The organism is Rheinheimera hassiensis (genome assembly GCF_022436675.1).
GTDB classification, from domain to species: domain Bacteria; phylum Pseudomonadota; class Gammaproteobacteria; order Enterobacterales; family Alteromonadaceae; genus Alishewanella; species Alishewanella hassiensis.
Genome location: NZ_JAKUJZ010000009.1, coordinates 136,943 through 151,894, shown reverse-complemented (window position 1 = coordinate 151,894; position 14,952 = coordinate 136,943). Strand labels below are relative to the sequence as shown.

General features: G+C 52.6%; 13 protein-coding genes. All 13 read right to left on the bottom strand.

The genetic code is table 11. From position 1 onward, the window contains the following. Positions 1–26: 26 nt before the first annotated feature. From ftsA to rsmH, 13 genes are read right to left on the bottom strand one after another with little or no spacing between them, the layout of a single operon-like run. Entirely contained in the window at positions 27–1,262 is a 1,236-nt protein-coding gene (ftsA, locus tag MJX74_RS18710; RefSeq protein WP_068233342.1) for a cell division protein FtsA, read from the bottom strand. Next, positions 1,259–2,011, bottom strand: a complete 753-nt coding sequence (locus tag MJX74_RS18705) for a cell division protein FtsQ/DivIB (protein ID WP_240224528.1) — start codon at positions 2,009–2,011, stop codon at positions 1,259–1,261. The genes ftsA and MJX74_RS18705 overlap by 4 nt, the downstream gene beginning before the upstream one ends. A gap of 2 nt (positions 2,012–2,013) precedes the next feature. Continuing rightward, positions 2,014–2,943 (bottom strand): D-alanine--D-alanine ligase, encoded by a 930-nt coding sequence (locus MJX74_RS18700; RefSeq protein ID WP_240224527.1) that lies wholly within the window; start codon positions 2,941–2,943, stop codon positions 2,014–2,016. Next, complete coding sequence (murC, locus tag MJX74_RS18695; RefSeq protein WP_240224526.1) at positions 2,940–4,409, bottom strand: UDP-N-acetylmuramate--L-alanine ligase; 1,470 nt, start codon at positions 4,407–4,409, stop codon at positions 2,940–2,942. The genes MJX74_RS18700 and murC overlap by 4 nt, the downstream gene beginning before the upstream one ends. Next, a complete protein-coding gene (murG, locus tag MJX74_RS18690; protein ID WP_240224525.1) occupies positions 4,406–5,506 on the bottom strand; it encodes an undecaprenyldiphospho-muramoylpentapeptide beta-N-acetylglucosaminyltransferase in 1,101 nt (366 codons plus the stop codon). Before murG ends, murC begins: the two co-directional genes overlap by 4 nt. Beyond that, entirely contained in the window at positions 5,499–6,710 is a 1,212-nt protein-coding gene (gene ftsW, locus MJX74_RS18685; protein ID WP_240224524.1) for a putative lipid II flippase FtsW, read from the bottom strand. The genes murG and ftsW overlap by 8 nt, the downstream gene beginning before the upstream one ends. After that, entirely contained in the window at positions 6,707–8,029 is a 1,323-nt protein-coding gene (gene murD / locus MJX74_RS18680; RefSeq protein WP_240224523.1) for a UDP-N-acetylmuramoyl-L-alanine--D-glutamate ligase, read from the bottom strand. The genes ftsW and murD overlap by 4 nt, the downstream gene beginning before the upstream one ends. 32 nt (positions 8,030–8,061) lie before the next feature. Next, positions 8,062–9,144 carry a phospho-N-acetylmuramoyl-pentapeptide-transferase gene (gene mraY, locus MJX74_RS18675; RefSeq protein WP_240224522.1) on the bottom strand — a complete coding sequence of 361 codons (1,083 nt, stop codon included), beginning with the start codon at positions 9,142–9,144 and terminating at the stop codon, positions 8,062–8,064. Continuing rightward, complete coding sequence (locus tag MJX74_RS18670) at positions 9,138–10,514, bottom strand: UDP-N-acetylmuramoyl-tripeptide--D-alanyl-D-alanine ligase (RefSeq protein WP_240224521.1); 1,377 nt, start codon at positions 10,512–10,514, stop codon at positions 9,138–9,140. Before MJX74_RS18670 ends, mraY begins: the two co-directional genes overlap by 7 nt. Next, the gene (locus MJX74_RS18665) at positions 10,511–11,968 is read right to left on the bottom strand and encodes a UDP-N-acetylmuramoyl-L-alanyl-D-glutamate--2,6-diaminopimelate ligase (RefSeq protein ID WP_240224520.1); all 1,458 of its coding nucleotides are present in this window, start codon (positions 11,966–11,968) and stop codon (positions 10,511–10,513) included. The genes MJX74_RS18670 and MJX74_RS18665 overlap by 4 nt, the downstream gene beginning before the upstream one ends. Next, entirely contained in the window at positions 11,958–13,709 is a 1,752-nt protein-coding gene (locus MJX74_RS18660; protein ID WP_240224519.1) for a penicillin-binding transpeptidase domain-containing protein, read from the bottom strand. Before MJX74_RS18660 ends, MJX74_RS18665 begins: the two co-directional genes overlap by 11 nt. Then, positions 13,706–14,014 (bottom strand): cell division protein FtsL, encoded by a 309-nt coding sequence (ftsL, locus tag MJX74_RS18655; protein ID WP_240224518.1) that lies wholly within the window; start codon positions 14,012–14,014, stop codon positions 13,706–13,708. Before ftsL ends, MJX74_RS18660 begins: the two co-directional genes overlap by 4 nt. Then, positions 14,007–14,951 (bottom strand): 16S rRNA (cytosine(1402)-N(4))-methyltransferase RsmH, encoded by a 945-nt coding sequence (gene rsmH / locus MJX74_RS18650; RefSeq protein ID WP_240224517.1) that lies wholly within the window; start codon positions 14,949–14,951, stop codon positions 14,007–14,009. The genes ftsL and rsmH overlap by 8 nt, the downstream gene beginning before the upstream one ends. Between the last annotated feature and the right edge of the window lies 1 nt (position 14,952).

Genomic DNA, 14,952 nt, shown 5'->3' with positions numbered 1-14,952 from the left:
CTCTCTCCGTTTCTACGCTTACTAACTTAAAATTCGCCTTTGAACCAGCTGCTGATCCGTTTGACGAAGCTACTTACTGAATCGCGCACATCAACATTTTTTTTCTGCTGGGTGCGTGCATCTTTACCGTACAACAACAGCCCCACCACGCTGGCATAAGCCGGGTCCTGTACGTACTCTTTTAAACCGGTAACATGCATAGGCTGCCCTACCCGTACCGGCATCTGAAAAATGTCTTCGGCAAATTCCACCGCGCCTTCCATCTTGGCGGTGCCCCCGGTAAGTACGACACCGGCGGCGATTTGCTCTTCCAGGCCGGAGCTGCGAATTTCTTCCAGCACCAGCTCAAATAATTCCTGATATCGTGGCTCTACCACTTCAGCCAGAGTATGACGCGACATAGACCTTGCCGGCCTGCCACCAACACTTGGCACTTCAATGCTTTCTTCTTTACCCACCATGCTGCGCAGCGCACAGGCATACTGCACTTTAATATCTTCAGCATGACTTAGCGGCGTGCGGAAAATTTTGGCAATATCGCTGGTAACCTGATTACCGGCGACCGGGATGACGGCGGTGTGGCGCAGCGCACCATTGGTATAAATAGAGATATCAATAGTACCGCCGCCCATATCCACTACGCAGACGCCAAGCTCTTTTTCATCGTCGGTCAGCACCGCAAAGCTGGAGGCCAGCGAGGTAAAAATCAGCTGATCAACCTGCAGGCCGCAGCGCTCAACGCACTTTTCAATGTTCTTTGCCATGTCGTTGGCGCAGGTAATAATGTGCGCCCGGGCTTCCATCCGCACACCAGACATGCCCACCGGGCTTTTAATGCCTTCTTGCATATCTACCGAGAACTCCTGCGGTAGCACATGCAACATGCGCCGCTCGGCAGAAATAGGCACGGATTTAGCAGCGTGGATCACATTGGCGACGTCTTCTGCAGTCACTTCAGTGTCGTTAATTGGTACCATGCCGCTTTCGTTCTGGCAGCGGATATGTTTACCGGTAATGCCTAAATACACTGAAGATACGCGGCAATCTGCCATCAGCTCGGCTTCATCAATGGCACGCTGCACAGCCTGCACCACCAGATTCAAATCGTTAACGCCGCCTTTATCCATACCACGGGATACGTGGGTACCCACGCCGACAATGCTAAGCTTGTCATCAGCAGTAATTTCGCCCACCACCGCTTTTATCTGGGCAGTGCCGATATCCAGGCCAACAATCAGATCTCTATCCAACGACTTAGTCATGCTTTTCTCTTTTGTTCAGTGCTGTAACGCACCGCTATACCGGTGTCGTAACGCAAATCTACTTCGGCTACGGCTTCGGTTTTGTGTTTACTGATAACCGGATACAGCTCAATAAACCGCTGTAACCGTTTTAAGGTATCTTCTCGCCCAAGCTTTAGTGCAACCCCATTGCTCAGGCTTACCTGCCAGGAAAAACGCTCGGTTAAACCCAGCGCCACGGCATTAAATTTATGCAGGGCCAATAAGCCCTGCATATGGCGGAACATGGCAAGTGCATCCTGTTGGCTGCCTTCGGGGCCGGTTAACATTGGCAATGCTGTTTTCAGCTGTTCTACGGGCGCCTGAAAAACCTCGCCCTGTGTATTAAGTAATTGCTGCTGATTCCAGATTGCTACCGGTCGTTGTTCTGTTACCACCACAACCAGAGCATCAGGCCATTGTTTGCGCACGGCCACCTGATATACCCAGGGTTGCTGTAACAGGAACTGCTGCACCTGATCCACGTTCACGCTAAAAAAGTTACCTACGTACTGCTGTTGCAAAGTCTGGTGCAGGACGGTGGCATCGATATGATGAAAATCACCGTACAACCGCACCTGACGCACCGGTGCACTTTGCTGGCCTTGCATCCAGTCACTGATTTTTGCCCCTGTCCACGCCAGCGCTGCTACTGCGGCAATAAAAAACAGCACTCCGGCATAAAATGCCGGGCGTTGTTTAAATTGCAGCTGAGGCAGACACCAGTTCATGGTTATTTTGTTCCTTCGGTCTGGTTAAGTATTGCCAAAACTAATTGCTGAAAACTCAGGCCAGCTGCTTTAGCGGCCATCGGTACCAGCGATTTTTCTGTCATACCCGGCACAGTGTTTACTTCCAGTAAATAGTGCTGGCCGCTTTGGTCCAGCATAATGTCTACCCGGCCCCAACCTGATGCACCCACCGCATTAAAAGCCTTAAGCGCGGTGTCTTGCATGGCGGCGGTTTGCTCTGCGCTTAATGGCGCCGGGCATAAGTACTCAGTGCTGTTGGCCTGGTATTTGGCTTCGTAGTCGTAAAAGGCGCGTGGTGTGCGCATTTCCACTACCGGCAGTACCTGGTCATTTAAAATAGCGACTGTAAACTCGCGGCCGTTTATCCAGCGTTCAACTAAAATTTCGCTGTCGTATTTCAGTGCAGCGCGAATGGCCTGTTCCAGCTCTTCTGCTGTGCTGGCGGCACTCATGCCAATGCTGGAGCCTTCATTGGCCGGCTTTACCATTACTTTGCCGCCCAAACTGGCCAGCAAACCGGCAAAGTCGGTGTCGTTGTTGTGTACTACGGCAAAAGGCGCCGTTGGTAATTGCTGGGCCTGAAACAGCCATTTACAGCGAATTTTATCCATAGCCAGAGCAGAGCCCAGTACACCACTGCCGGTGTAAGGCAAGCCCAGTTGTTGCAGCGCACCCTGCATGCTGCCGTCTTCCCCACCACGGCCATGCAACACAATAAATACCCGTTGTGCTGCGGTTGCCGCTAACTCAGCCAGCGACTGGGTTTGTGGATCAAAAGCAAAGGCATTTACACCGGCGTCTTGCAGAGCTTTTAATACCGCAGTGCCAGAACGCAGTGACACTTCGCGCTCAGCGGAGTTGCCGCCAAACATCACCGCGACTTTGCCAAAAGCATTTACATTGCTACTCATGCCTGTACTCCTGCGCTGGCTTTAAGTTGGTCAATATTCAGCTGCATAGCCGCCAGCTTTTTAACTAAAGCACCAATATTGCCGGCACCTTGTGTCAGCACTACATCACCATCCTGCAGCACACCCGCCAGGCTGACAGCCAGCTCGGCAGGCTCGGCAACATAAATAGGGTCCAGCTTGCCACGGGCGCGGATAGAGCGGCATAAACTGCGGCTGTCAGCACCGGCAATAGGCGCTTCTCCGGCCGAATATACTTCCAGCAGCAACAGCTTATCTACCGTAGACAGCACTTTGGCAAAGTCTTCGTACAAATCACGGGTACGGGTAAAACGGTGTGGCTGATAAGCCATTACCAGGCGGCGCTGCGGCCAGGCCGCCCGCGCCGCAGCGATAGTGGCAGCAACTTCAGTTGGGTGATGGCCGTAGTCGTCCAGCAGCAGTACTTTGCCGTTACCGGTATCAAATTCACCGTACTGCTGAAAACGCCGGCCTATGCCTTCAAACTTGCTCAGCGCAGCCAGTATGGCCTGCTCGCTGATGCCTTCATCCAGCGCCAGCGCAAAGGCGGCAGTGGCATTTAACGCATTATGTTTACCGGGTAAATTCAGTACCACTTCGCGTTGATTACCGCTGTTATCGCCAATAGTGTTGTCGGTTATCACAAACCGGCTTTGGGTGCCACTTTGGCTGAAATCACTGATGACAAAATCGGCGTCGTCACTAAAGCCGTACGTCAGCACAGTGCGTCCAATTTGCGGGATCAGCGCGCGCAGTACCGGATCGTCGATACATACCACTACCACGCCATAAAATGGCAGGTTGTGGCAAAATTCCAGATAGGTGGCTTTTAGCTTTTCAAAGTCGCCCTGATAAGTGTCCATGTGATCAGCTTCGATATTGGTGATCACTGTAGCCAGTGGCTGCAAATGCAGGAAAGATGCGTCGCTCTCGTCGGCTTCAGCAATTAAATAACGCCCGCTACCCAGCCGCGCGTTAGAACCGGCTGAATTCAGCAGGCCGCCAATAACAAAAGTAGGGTCGGTACCGGCTTCAGCGAAAATAGACGCTAACAAACTGGTGGTAGTGGTTTTACCGTGCGTACCGGCGACGGCGATGCCATGGCGAAAGCGCATCAGCTCGCCGAGCATTTCTGCGCGGCGCACTACCGGAATACGTAACTCGCGTGCGGCAGCTACCTCGGGGTTAGCGCTGTTAATAGCACTTGAAACCACTACTACGCTGGCGCCATTAACATGGCTGGCATCATGGCCAAACAGCACGCTGGCACCCAGCGTAATTAAGCGTTCGGTAACAGCATTAGGTGCAATGTCGGAGCCTGAGACATTATAACCTTCATTAACCAGCACTTCGGCAATACCGCCCATACCGGCACCACCAATGCCGACAAAGTGAATACGCTCAACGCGGCGCATGGCTAGTTTTTTCTGTTGTGGTGTACTTATCATAAATTCTGTCCTGCTACTTGCTGACCTACTACCTGCTGACATAGCGCCACTACCTGTGCTGTTGCATGATCCAAGGCACAGGCACGCGCTTTGACGGCCATTTGCTGTAACGGTGCTTTACTGCGTAACCATTGCTGCAGCAGCGGCAGCAAGCGTTGTTCTGTTAACTCGTGCTGCGCCAGCAACAAGGCTGCACCCTGTTCAGTTAACCAGCGTGCGTTAGCACTCTGGTGATCGTCTATTGCGCTTGGTAGCGGTACAAACACCGCCGCCACACCGGCACACGCCAGCTCACTGACGGTGGAGGCACCGGCGCGGCAAATTACCACGTCGGCCCAGGCATAGGCTTGCGCCATATCGTCAATAAAGGCACTGGCCTGCGCGGTTAAATTGGCATTGCCCAGCTGCTGATACTGCTGTTCAGTTTGCAGTTGCATGGCTTTACCGGTCTGGTGGCGTACTTCAAGCACTCCGGCGTCAGAGGCTTTGGCAAAAATAGCCGGTAATTTATCGTTTAATGCCTGAGCCCCCAAACTGCCACCCACTACCAATACTTTTAAACTGCCGCTGTAATCGTGCGCTGCGGCAATATTAATAAGCTCTGCCCGTACCGGGTTACCCACCAGCTGTTGCTTGGCATGGCCAGCAAAAGCTGCAGGAAAGGCCACCAGTACCTTGCGGGCCAGCTTAGCCAGCAGCCGATTGGTGCTGCCTGCAACGGCATTTTGCTCGTGAATAAACAGCGGTAGCCGTTTTAACCATGCAGCCACGCCGCCAGGGCCACTGGCATAGCCACCAAAGCCCAGCACCAGATCCGGCTGCACCGTGTTAAGCACCTGGCGCGCCTGCAATAGTGATTTAACCAGCATCCAGGGTGCTGTTAGCAAAGACAGCGCTCCCTTACCGCGTAGCCCGGCAACGTTGATAGCATGAAATGGCCAGCCGAATTGCGGCACCAACGTCGCTTCCATCCGGTTAGCTGTGCCCAGCCAGTGAATTTGCCATCCGGCAGCAGACAGCGCAGTGGCTACCGCCTGCGCCGGAAAAATATGACCGCCGGTGCCGCCTGCCATAATCAGAATGCGCGGTTTAGTCATTACGGCCTCCGCTGATGGCGTGCTTGCCTTTTAGCCGCACTTCAAAATCTATCCGCAGTAACAGCGCGGCAGTGGCCAGCATAATAATTAAACTACTACCGCCAGAGCTGACAAAAGGCAGCGTTAAGCCTTTGGTAGGTAAAGCGCCGGTAGCTACACCAATGTTTACTGCCGACTGAAAACCAATCCAGATTGCCAGTGCATAAGCTAAAAAGCCGTGGAAGCTCATATTTTTTGCCAGAGCGCGCTGGCCAATCCACAGGGCGCGGTACACCAGCATAAAGATCAGCGCCAGTAACAGCGCAACACCGATAAAGCCGGTTTCTTCGGCAATAACGGCCAGAATAAAATCGGTATGGGCTTCGGGCAAATATTCCAGTTTCTGAATGCTGTTACCCAGGCCCTGGCCAAACCAGCCGCCGCGACCAAATGCCATTAACGACTGCGTTAACTGATAACCACTGCCAAAGGGATCTGCCCAGGGATCCAGAAATGCGGTTACCCGCTTCCAGCGGTATTCGCTGTATACAATCAGTACGCCAATCGCCATCAGGCCGGTAAAAATAAGACCGAAGAACTGCCATAACTTGGCTCCTGCCAAAAACAGCAACGCCACAGCCGTGGCAAACATCACAATTACCGTGCCTAAGTCCGGCTGCATCAGTAGTAGTACCGCAAAGGCAAATAACACCAGCAAGGGTTTTAGGAAGCCTTTTAAGTTCTCGCGCACTTCTTCATGGCGCCGCACCAGATAACTGGACAGATAAACAAAGAAGAACAGCTTGGCAGGCTCAGCAGACTGCAAACCAATAGGGCCAATGGATAACCAGCGGGTACTGCCGTTAACATTGCGGCCAAATAGCAATACCGCAACCAACAGTGCCAGGCCGGTAAACAGCAGCAACATATTGCTGTTGTGCCACCATTGCACCGGAATATTAATTACCACCAGTGCGGCAGAAAACCCCAGCGCCAGATACACCAGATGGCGGATAGTAAAATGCAGTTCGTTGCCGTGCAGCCTGGCTGCAACCGGCACAGACGCGCTGGTAACCATGACTAGACCCACCGCCAGAATAAGCAGCAGCAAGGTAAGAAACAGCTTGTCGTAGGCAGCGCCATCATCGGCATTCCACCAGTTGGTAATAATGTGCAGCGGGTTTTGCAGCTGATTTCTCAGCGTATCCAGTGCCAGCTGTTTCATAGCACCTCCGCCTTAACAGCGGCGGCAAATTGCTCGCCCCGGTCTGCATAACTTTTAAACATATCCAGGCTGGCACAAGCCGGTGACAGCAATACCATATCGCCCGGTGCGGCCAGCTTTGCCGCAGTTTTTACTGCGTCCTGTATCGTTTTTACCTGAATACTGCCGGCTTTAAGCGCGGCTATCGCAGGGCCGTCCTGCCCCAGCGTAATCAACTGTTGTACATCGCTGTCTAACACGGGCTTAAGCTCGGCCATGTTGGCGCCTTTACCATCACCACCGGCAATTAAAATCAGCTTGCCGGTTACCGCCGGGCGCAAACCGGCAATAGCTGCCAGCGTAGCGCCGATGTTGGTGGCTTTAGAGTCGTTGATCCAGCGCACGGCGTTTTTCTCGGCCACTAAAATGCAGCGATGCGGCAAAGACACAAACTGTTTGAGCGCGCTGATTAAACCTGCCCGGCTGGCACCGGCGGCCAGTGCTAAGGCGCAGGCTACCAGTGCATTAAATTCGTTATGGGCACCAAACAGTGTTATTTCGCTAATGGGTAACAGCGGTTCACCGGCAACATTTAACCAGCGGTTACCGTCAACAAAGGCAATGCCGTAGGCGGAATCGGCCAGTTTAATGCCCAGCGTATGTGCACCGCTTTCTGGCGTGGTGGCACTGTCAGCTAAATTAAATACCGCCAGTTGAGTATGCTGATATACCCGCTGTTTAGACGCCGCATAAGCCGCCATATCACGGTAGCGATCTAAGTGATCGGCGCTGACATTTAAAATACAGCTGGCCACACTATGCAGGCCTGTTGTGGTGTCCAGCTGAAAGCTGGACAGTTCAAGCACAAACACATCGGTGTCTTGTTGAGCAATAGCATCGAGTACCGGTAAGCCGATATTGCCCGCTGCCAGCGCTTTTACACCACTGCATTTGAGCATGGCTTCTACCAGCATTGTCACGGTAGATTTGCCGTTAGAGCCGGTAATCGCCACCACCGGCTTATGATTAAAGCGGGCAAATAACTCAACATCGCCCAGCAGCTCTACGCCTTGTGCCACCGCAAAGCGGATAGCCGGATGCGTTGGCGATAACCCCGGGCTTAAAATAATCATGTCCATCTTGGCCAGCCGGTTGGCGTCCAGCTCACCTAAGTAAATGCCATCTACCTTTTCAACGGCAATTTGTTCAATACCGGCGGGTTTGCTGCGGCTGTCCATCAGCACAGGTTTAACGCCCAGGCTTAACAAAAAACGCACAGTGGCCAGACCCGACAGGCCCAGCCCCACAACTGCAATGCGTTTTTTTGCTAAATGCTGCATCTTTAAACTCTGTGTCTCCGTTAACGTCATCGTTATCTCAGTTTCAGGGTGGCAAGGCCCACCAGCACAAAGATGATGGATAAAATCCAGAACCGTACAATCACGCGCGGTTCAGGCCAGCCTTTTAATTCATAGTGATGGTGGATAGGCGCCATACGGAAAATACGCTGGCCGCGCAATTTGTAAGATCCTACCTGCAGGATCACTGATAGCGTTTCCATGACAAAGACGCCGCCCATAATAAACAGCACTATTTCCTGCCGCACCAGAATGGCGATAACGCCCAGCACCGCACCCAGCGCCAGTGAGCCAACATCGCCCATAAATACCTGTGCCGGATAAGTGTTAAACCATAAAAAGCCTAAGCCTGCGCCAACTAAAGCGGCACACACCACCACCAGCTCACCGGCGTAGGGCAGATAAGGAATATTCAGATAACCGGAGAAATTCACGTTGCCGCTGGCGTAAGCAATAATGGCAAACGCCGATGCCACCATAATGGTAGGCACTATGGCCAGGCCATCGAGGCCGTCGGTCAGGTTGACGGCATTACTGGTGCCGACAATGACAAAGTAGCTTAGTGCGATAAACAATAAGCCCAGTTGTGGCATAACGTCTTTAAGAAACGGTACCAGCAGCGCGGTTTCGGCCGGGCGATCGGCGGTAAAATACAAAAAGGCCGCAGTAGCAATGGCAAACAGCGATTGCCAGAAGTATTTCCAGCGGGCAATCAAGCCTTTGGGATCTTTGCGGATCACTTTACGGTAATCATCAACAAAGCCAATCCAGCCAAAACTTATCAGCACAAACAGCACTACCCAGACATACTTATTGTCCAGATCTGCCCACAGCAAGGTGCTTAGCAATACTGAGCCTAAGATCAGCAGGCCACCCATAGTCGGTGTGCCTTTTTTTGAGAAGTGGCTTTGCGGACCGTCGTTACGTACCACCTGGCCAATTTGCATCAGCTGCAAACGCGCAATAAGCTTAGGCCCTAAATACAGGCTTAATAATAACGATGTTAAAATACCCAGTATGGCGCGAAACGTCAGGTAACTGAATACATTAAAAAAGCTGAAGTATTGGGTTAAATACTCGGCCAACCAAACTAGCATGGGCTGTTCTCCTGCTGACATCTTTCTAGCAAGTCTTGCACGACTAATTCCATTTTCGCGCTACGCGAACCTTTCACTAGCAGGGTGACTTCCTGTTGTTCTGACACTATCGGCAACAGCCGCTGTAACAGCGTCTGGCGCGAACTGAAATGAGCGCCTTGTCCATTGAACAAGTCACTGGCGCTCTGTGATAACACGCCAAGGGTGAACAACAGATTAATACCTGATTTTTTTGCGTATAAACCAATCTCTTCGTGGTATAAACGGGCGTCTGCGCCCAGTTCGCCCATGTCGCCGAACACCAGTACCCGGTAACCGGAATACGACGCCAGTAAGTCAATTGCCGCCTTTACCGACTCGACATTAGCGTTGTAGGTATCGTCAATCAACCGCAGCTGCGGGTTAACCATTTTGACATTGGTGCGGCCTTTTACTGCCTGCATTTGTGCCAGCCCCAGCTGAACATCGGCCAGCGTGGCGCCAACGGCGATACAGGCAGCGGCAGCAGCCAGCGCATTGACAACATTGTGCCGCCCGGGGATAGTCAGTTGAATAAACTGGCGGCCTGTCGGGCAGATAAGCTCAAAACCGGCACAGCCCTGATTGTCCAGTACTATACCTTCGGCATAATAATCGGCCGGCCCGGTAGCAGAAAACTGCATTACCTGTTTGCCTTCAAGCCGTTTTAACCAGTAATCACGGTATTCACTGTCTGCAGGCAATATGGCAAGGCCGTTTGCTGACAAACCATTAAAAATTTCGCCTTTGGCGCGTGCTACGCCGGATACATCACCAAAGCCTTCTAAATGCGACGCGGCCACATTGGTAATAATGGCGACATCCGGCTTAGCCAGTGAGGTGGTGTAGGCAATTTCGCCCTGATGATTCGCGCCCAGCTCCAGCACGGCAAAATTATGCTTTTCTGTCAGGCGCAGCATAGTTAGCGGCACACCGATATCGTTATTAAAATTGCCCTGAGTTGATAACACCTGGCCACGACGGCTTAAAATGGCGGCCATCATTTCTTTAACGGTAGTTTTACCAGCACTGCCGGTAACCGCGATGGTTTTTGGTGCCAGCCGGGCTTTTACGGCCGCAGCCAGTTGACCCAGTGCAAGGCGGGTGTCTTTTACCACAATCTGGCTGATCGCCTCAGATACCTGTTGCTCAGTGACTACTGCAATGGCGCCTTTGGCTTTCACTTCGGCGACAAAAGCTGTGCCGTCAAAGTTCGGCCCTTTTAAAGCAATAAACAGCTCGCCGGCACTGATACTGCGGCTGTCGGTGCTGACAGAGGTTACCGTGACATCGTCACCGTGCAGGCTGCCATGAAGAATTTCAGTTATGTCGGAACAGCGTAAGCTAATCATAGTGACATCTCCGCAACCAATTGCTGCAGGTAAGCGCGCTCGTCGTACTGCCGTACCTCTGCGCCAACAATCTGTACTGTTTCATGCCCTTTACCGGCAACCAACACTATGTCGCCGGGCTGCGCACTGGCCAGCGCCAGTTTAATAGCAGCCTTGCGATCAGGCTCTATCTGATAACTGGCATCCGGGCTCATGCCTGCGGCAATTTCTTCGCAAATTGCCACTATATCTTCGCTGCGCGGATTATCGGCAGTAACAATAATATGGTCGGCAAACAGCTCTGCCAGTTGGCCCATTAGCGGCCGTTTACCACGATCTCTGTCGCCACCGCAGCCAAAAACACACCACAGGCGGCTGGTACAATGCATACGCAATGACTGTAACGCCTGCTGCAGCGCATCCGGGGTGTGGGCATAGTCGATAACTGCGGTAAACTGTTGCCCAAATAAAAACTGTTCCATGCGACCGGGTACGGCTTTTAGCTGCTCAGCAGAGGCAATAAGCATACCCAGTGGATGGCCCAGCATGTACAACGCGCCAATAGCGGCCAGTACGTTTTGAATATTAAACTCACCCAGCAGTGGCAACTGCAGGCTGAACTCGCCCAAATGGCTGCTAAGACGAACCTGATAGCCATTTACCATAGGTACGACATCTGTGTATGCCAGATAGCGCTCAAAGCCATTGCAGTCTTCTGCTTTGCCATAAACAAACAGCGGATTGACACACTGCGCAGCCAAAGCACGGCCAAACTCATCGGATACATTAATAACCGCGGCCTGGCTCAGCTGTGGTTTAAAAAGCAAGGCTTTGGCAGCGCCGTATTCAGCCATAGTGCCATGGTAATCAAGATGGTCACGTGTCAGGTTGGTAAACACCGCCACATTGAAATTCAACCCGGAAACCCGTTGTTGCACTAATGCATGGGATGACACTTCCATGGCAGCCAGCTTAATATCTGAGCTAACAAATTCTGAAAAAATACGTTGTAAATCAACAAAGTGAGGTGTTGTATTCGGCAGCGTGGTCAGCTTTTGATAGTAGCCATAACCCAGAGTACCGATAACTGCAGCATTGGTTGCCAGCAGCTCTGCCAGCTGATTAATAAAAAACGCTATGCTGGATTTACCGTTGGTACCGGTAATACCAACCAGTTGCAGTTGCGCAGCCGGTTGCTGATAAAACGCGCTAACCAGTTGCGGCAATATTTGGTTTAACTGCGGCAACACAATAACGCGCTCGTCGGTATAGTTGCCGCTGTCGGTCAGTACCAGGGCAGCGCCCTGTGTCAGCGCTTTAGCAATAAACTGGTTGCCATGCTGCTGTACACCCGGTATAGCCAGAAACACATCACCGGCGCCAACTTTGCGGCTATCCAGCTGCAGTTGCTGCACCTGCACATCGGGTGCACTGATATCATAAGCAGCTAACCAGTCGCGGGCATTAACCGGCATGGCGGCCTCCTGTTACGGCAGAGAGTTTAGGCTGGCTGTCGCTGTCCGGTGCCAGGTTAAGTAGTTGCATGGTCGCCCCCATAATGTTGGCAAACACCGGGGCGGCAATTTCACCGCCGTGATAAAAGTCGCCCGCAGGTTCGTTAATCACCACTACGCATGCCAGCCGCGGGTTAGAAACAGGCCCGACACCGGCAAAGGAGGCGACATAGTCATCACCGTAACCACCGGCAATGGCTTTACGCGAAGTACCGGTTTTACCACCAACGCGATAACCTTTAACCTTTGCACGGGTAGCGGTGCCACCCGGCATAATATTGGCTTCCATCATTTCCAGCATGGCCGCAGCATGTTCCGGTGCCAGTACTTGTTCACCCGGATAAGGTTGATCTGACTTTAAAATGGTCAGCGGCCGGCTGATGCCACCATTGGCCATGGTGGAATACACTTTTGCCAGTTGGGCCGCAGTAACCGATAAACCATAGCCAAAGGATAAAGTAGCGCGCTCAAAATCAGACCAGCGCCGGCGATGGCTTAACATACCGCCGCTTTCGCCATTCAGGCCAAGGCCGGTGTCCATGCCCAGCCCCATATTGGCGTACAGGCCAATAACATGCTCTACCGGTATATCCAGTACCAGCTTGCTGACGCCAATATTGCTTGATTTTTGAATAATGCCGGTCAGGCTAAGATTGTTATAATTGTTTGCATCACGCACCCAGCTGCCGCCAATGCGCATATAACCGGGCGAGGTATTAACAATCTCGTCCAGTTTGGCCGAGCCGAATTCCAGTGCACTGAGTACCGCCAGCGGCTTCATGGTTGAACCTGGCTCAAAGGTGTCTGCAATGGCGCGGTTACGAAACAGATAAGCCGGCGTATTACGGCGGTTATTCGGGTTAAACGACGGGCTGTTCACCATCGCCAGTACTTCGCCGGTTAACACATCGACAACGATTGCCGAGCCGGACGTGGCACCGTGGGATAACACGGCTTTTTTCAGCTCGCGGTACGTTACCGACTGAATACGCTGGTCAATACTTAGTTGTACATTGCCTGGCGCCTGCGCCTGAGCGCGCTCAATTACTTCAATTTCACGGCCTTTGGCGTCTTTGCGATATACTTTACGCCCTGCTGTACCGGTAAGCAGCTCGTCAAAGCGTTTTTCGATGCCTTCTACGCCAACGTCATCAACATTGGTAAACCCCAACAGCTGTGCGGTAACTTCGCCTGCCGGGTAATAACGGCGTGATTCCTGGCGAAAATAAATGCCTGGCACTTTGAGTTTTTTGACATAGTCGACTACCGCCGGGTTTACCTGACGCTGCAGGTAAACGAAACGGCGCTGTGGGTTATCGCCAATCCGGTTTAGCAATTGTGCCGGAGTCAGCTGCAGTATTTCTGCCAGGGCATGCCAGCGACGTTCATCAGCAGCAGCGTTGCGTTCAATAACCACTTTCGGATCGGCCCAGATGGCTTCTACGCCAACACTTACTGCCAGCTCTTCACCGTTGCGATCAACTATCATACCGCGCAGTACGCTGTCTGACTCTACCCGCAGACTGCGCGCATCGCCCTGGCTTACCAGCATGTCAGGCTCTATTACCTGCAGCCAGGCAGCACGCACAACCAAAGCGGTAAAAACGGCCGTTAAACTCAGCAATACAAACGCAAAACGCCAGCCCAGCACTGAAGGTGATGTTCTGGCTTTAGCCTGAGGTGTTTTCTTTGCCCGGCTCATGGTTGTGTCACCGCAACGTCCTGCTCACCGGCAGGACGTAACATTTGTAATTGATTACGGGCAATGTCTTCCACCCGGCTGTGTTCTGACAATGCCCGCTGTTCCAGCAGCAGGTTGCGCCATTCTATATCCAGCTGATCGCGCTGCTGGTACAGCCCATCCTGCGCTATGGTTAACTGGCGGTTTAAATGAGCAAAATGTACCACTGTCAACGCCGAGGCAATACACGCCAACAGCATCAGTGCCAGCCACTTTTGTGCACGCCAGTCCTGGCCAATTAAGCGATGCAGGCTGATATTACTCATGGCGCTGCTTCTCTGCTATGCGCAGCACTGCACTGCGCGCCCTTGGATTAGCTTCCAGTTCTTGCTCAGACGGCATAATGGCTTTGCCAACCAGCGTAAGTTCGGTGCGCTGTTGCATCTGGGCGGCAGTAAGCGGTATACCGCGTGGTATAGGCTCCCCTTTGGCATAGCGGCGCATAAACTGTTTAACCAGCCGGTCTTCCAGTGAATGAAAGCTGATCACCACTAAACGGCCACCGGGTTTTAGCACCTGCATGGCTGCCTGCAAGGCCTGATTTACCTGCTCCAGCTCGCTGTTAATGTAAATACGGATCGCCTGAAAGCTGCGCGTGGCCGGGTGTTTTTTCTCTTTATTACTTTTAGGCACGCTGTCGCTTATTAGCTTTGCCAGCTGTGCCGTGCGGGTTATTTGTGTTTCTGCACGCGCAGCAACGATAGCCTGCGCTATGCGCCAGGCAAACTTTTCTTCGCCGTATTCACGCAACACAAAACTGATGTCTTCCACGTCGGCTTCAGCCAGCCATTTAGCTGCACTGATGCCAGAGCTTGGGTCCATCCGCATATCCAGCGGGCCGTCGCGCATAAAACTAAAACCACGATCGGCGTCGTCCAGTTGTGGGGAGGACACGCCAAGATCGAGTAAAATGCCATCAAGCGCACCGGTGATGTGCAGTTGCTCAGCGATAGTTGCCAGGGCGGCAAAGGGGCTGTGGGTGATATGAAAACGGGGGTCTGCCTTAAGTAACTCGGCAGCTGCTATCGCGGTGGGGTCGCGATCTATAGCAAATAAACGGCCTTGTGGGCCTAATAAGGATAGAATAGCCCGGCTGTGGCCACCGCGGCCGAAAGTACCGTCCAGGTAGCAGCCGTCAGGTTTTATTGCTAGCCCGTCCAGTGCTTCTTGCAGCAGAACGGAAATATGCGCCACAGTAGTCATT

What these genes read in the sequence shown, in the direction of transcription:
- MJX74_RS18700 (WP_240224527.1), bottom strand. Translation starts at nt 2,943, where the DNA reads ATGAGTAGCAATGTAAATGCTTTTGGCAAAGTCGCGGTGATGTTTGGC.
- MJX74_RS18705 (WP_240224528.1), bottom strand. Translation starts at nt 2,011, where the DNA reads ATGAACTGGTGTCTGCCTCAGCTGCAATTTAAACAACGCCCGGCATTT.
- rsmH (WP_240224517.1), bottom strand. Translation starts at nt 14,951, where the DNA reads ATGACTACTGTGGCGCATATTTCCGTTCTGCTGCAAGAAGCACTGGAC.
- ftsL (WP_240224518.1), bottom strand. Translation starts at nt 14,014, where the DNA reads ATGAGTAATATCAGCCTGCATCGCTTAATTGGCCAGGACTGGCGTGCA.
- murG (WP_240224525.1), bottom strand. Translation starts at nt 5,506, where the DNA reads ATGACTAAACCGCGCATTCTGATTATGGCAGGCGGCACCGGCGGTCAT.
- ftsW (WP_240224524.1), bottom strand. Translation starts at nt 6,710, where the DNA reads ATGAAACAGCTGGCACTGGATACGCTGAGAAATCAGCTGCAAAACCCG.
- murC (WP_240224526.1), bottom strand. Translation starts at nt 4,409, where the DNA reads ATGATAAGTACACCACAACAGAAAAAACTAGCCATGCGCCGCGTTGAG.
- mraY (WP_240224522.1), bottom strand. Translation starts at nt 9,144, where the DNA reads ATGCTAGTTTGGTTGGCCGAGTATTTAACCCAATACTTCAGCTTTTTT.
- murD (WP_240224523.1), bottom strand. Translation starts at nt 8,029, where the DNA reads ATGCAGCATTTAGCAAAAAAACGCATTGCAGTTGTGGGGCTGGGCCTG.
- MJX74_RS18665 (WP_240224520.1), bottom strand. Translation starts at nt 11,968, where the DNA reads ATGCCGGTTAATGCCCGCGACTGGTTAGCTGCTTATGATATCAGTGCA.
- ftsA (WP_068233342.1), bottom strand. Translation starts at nt 1,262, where the DNA reads ATGACTAAGTCGTTGGATAGAGATCTGATTGTTGGCCTGGATATCGGC.
- MJX74_RS18660 (WP_240224519.1), bottom strand. Translation starts at nt 13,709, where the DNA reads ATGAGCCGGGCAAAGAAAACACCTCAGGCTAAAGCCAGAACATCACCT.
- MJX74_RS18670 (WP_240224521.1), bottom strand. Translation starts at nt 10,514, where the DNA reads ATGATTAGCTTACGCTGTTCCGACATAACTGAAATTCTTCATGGCAGC.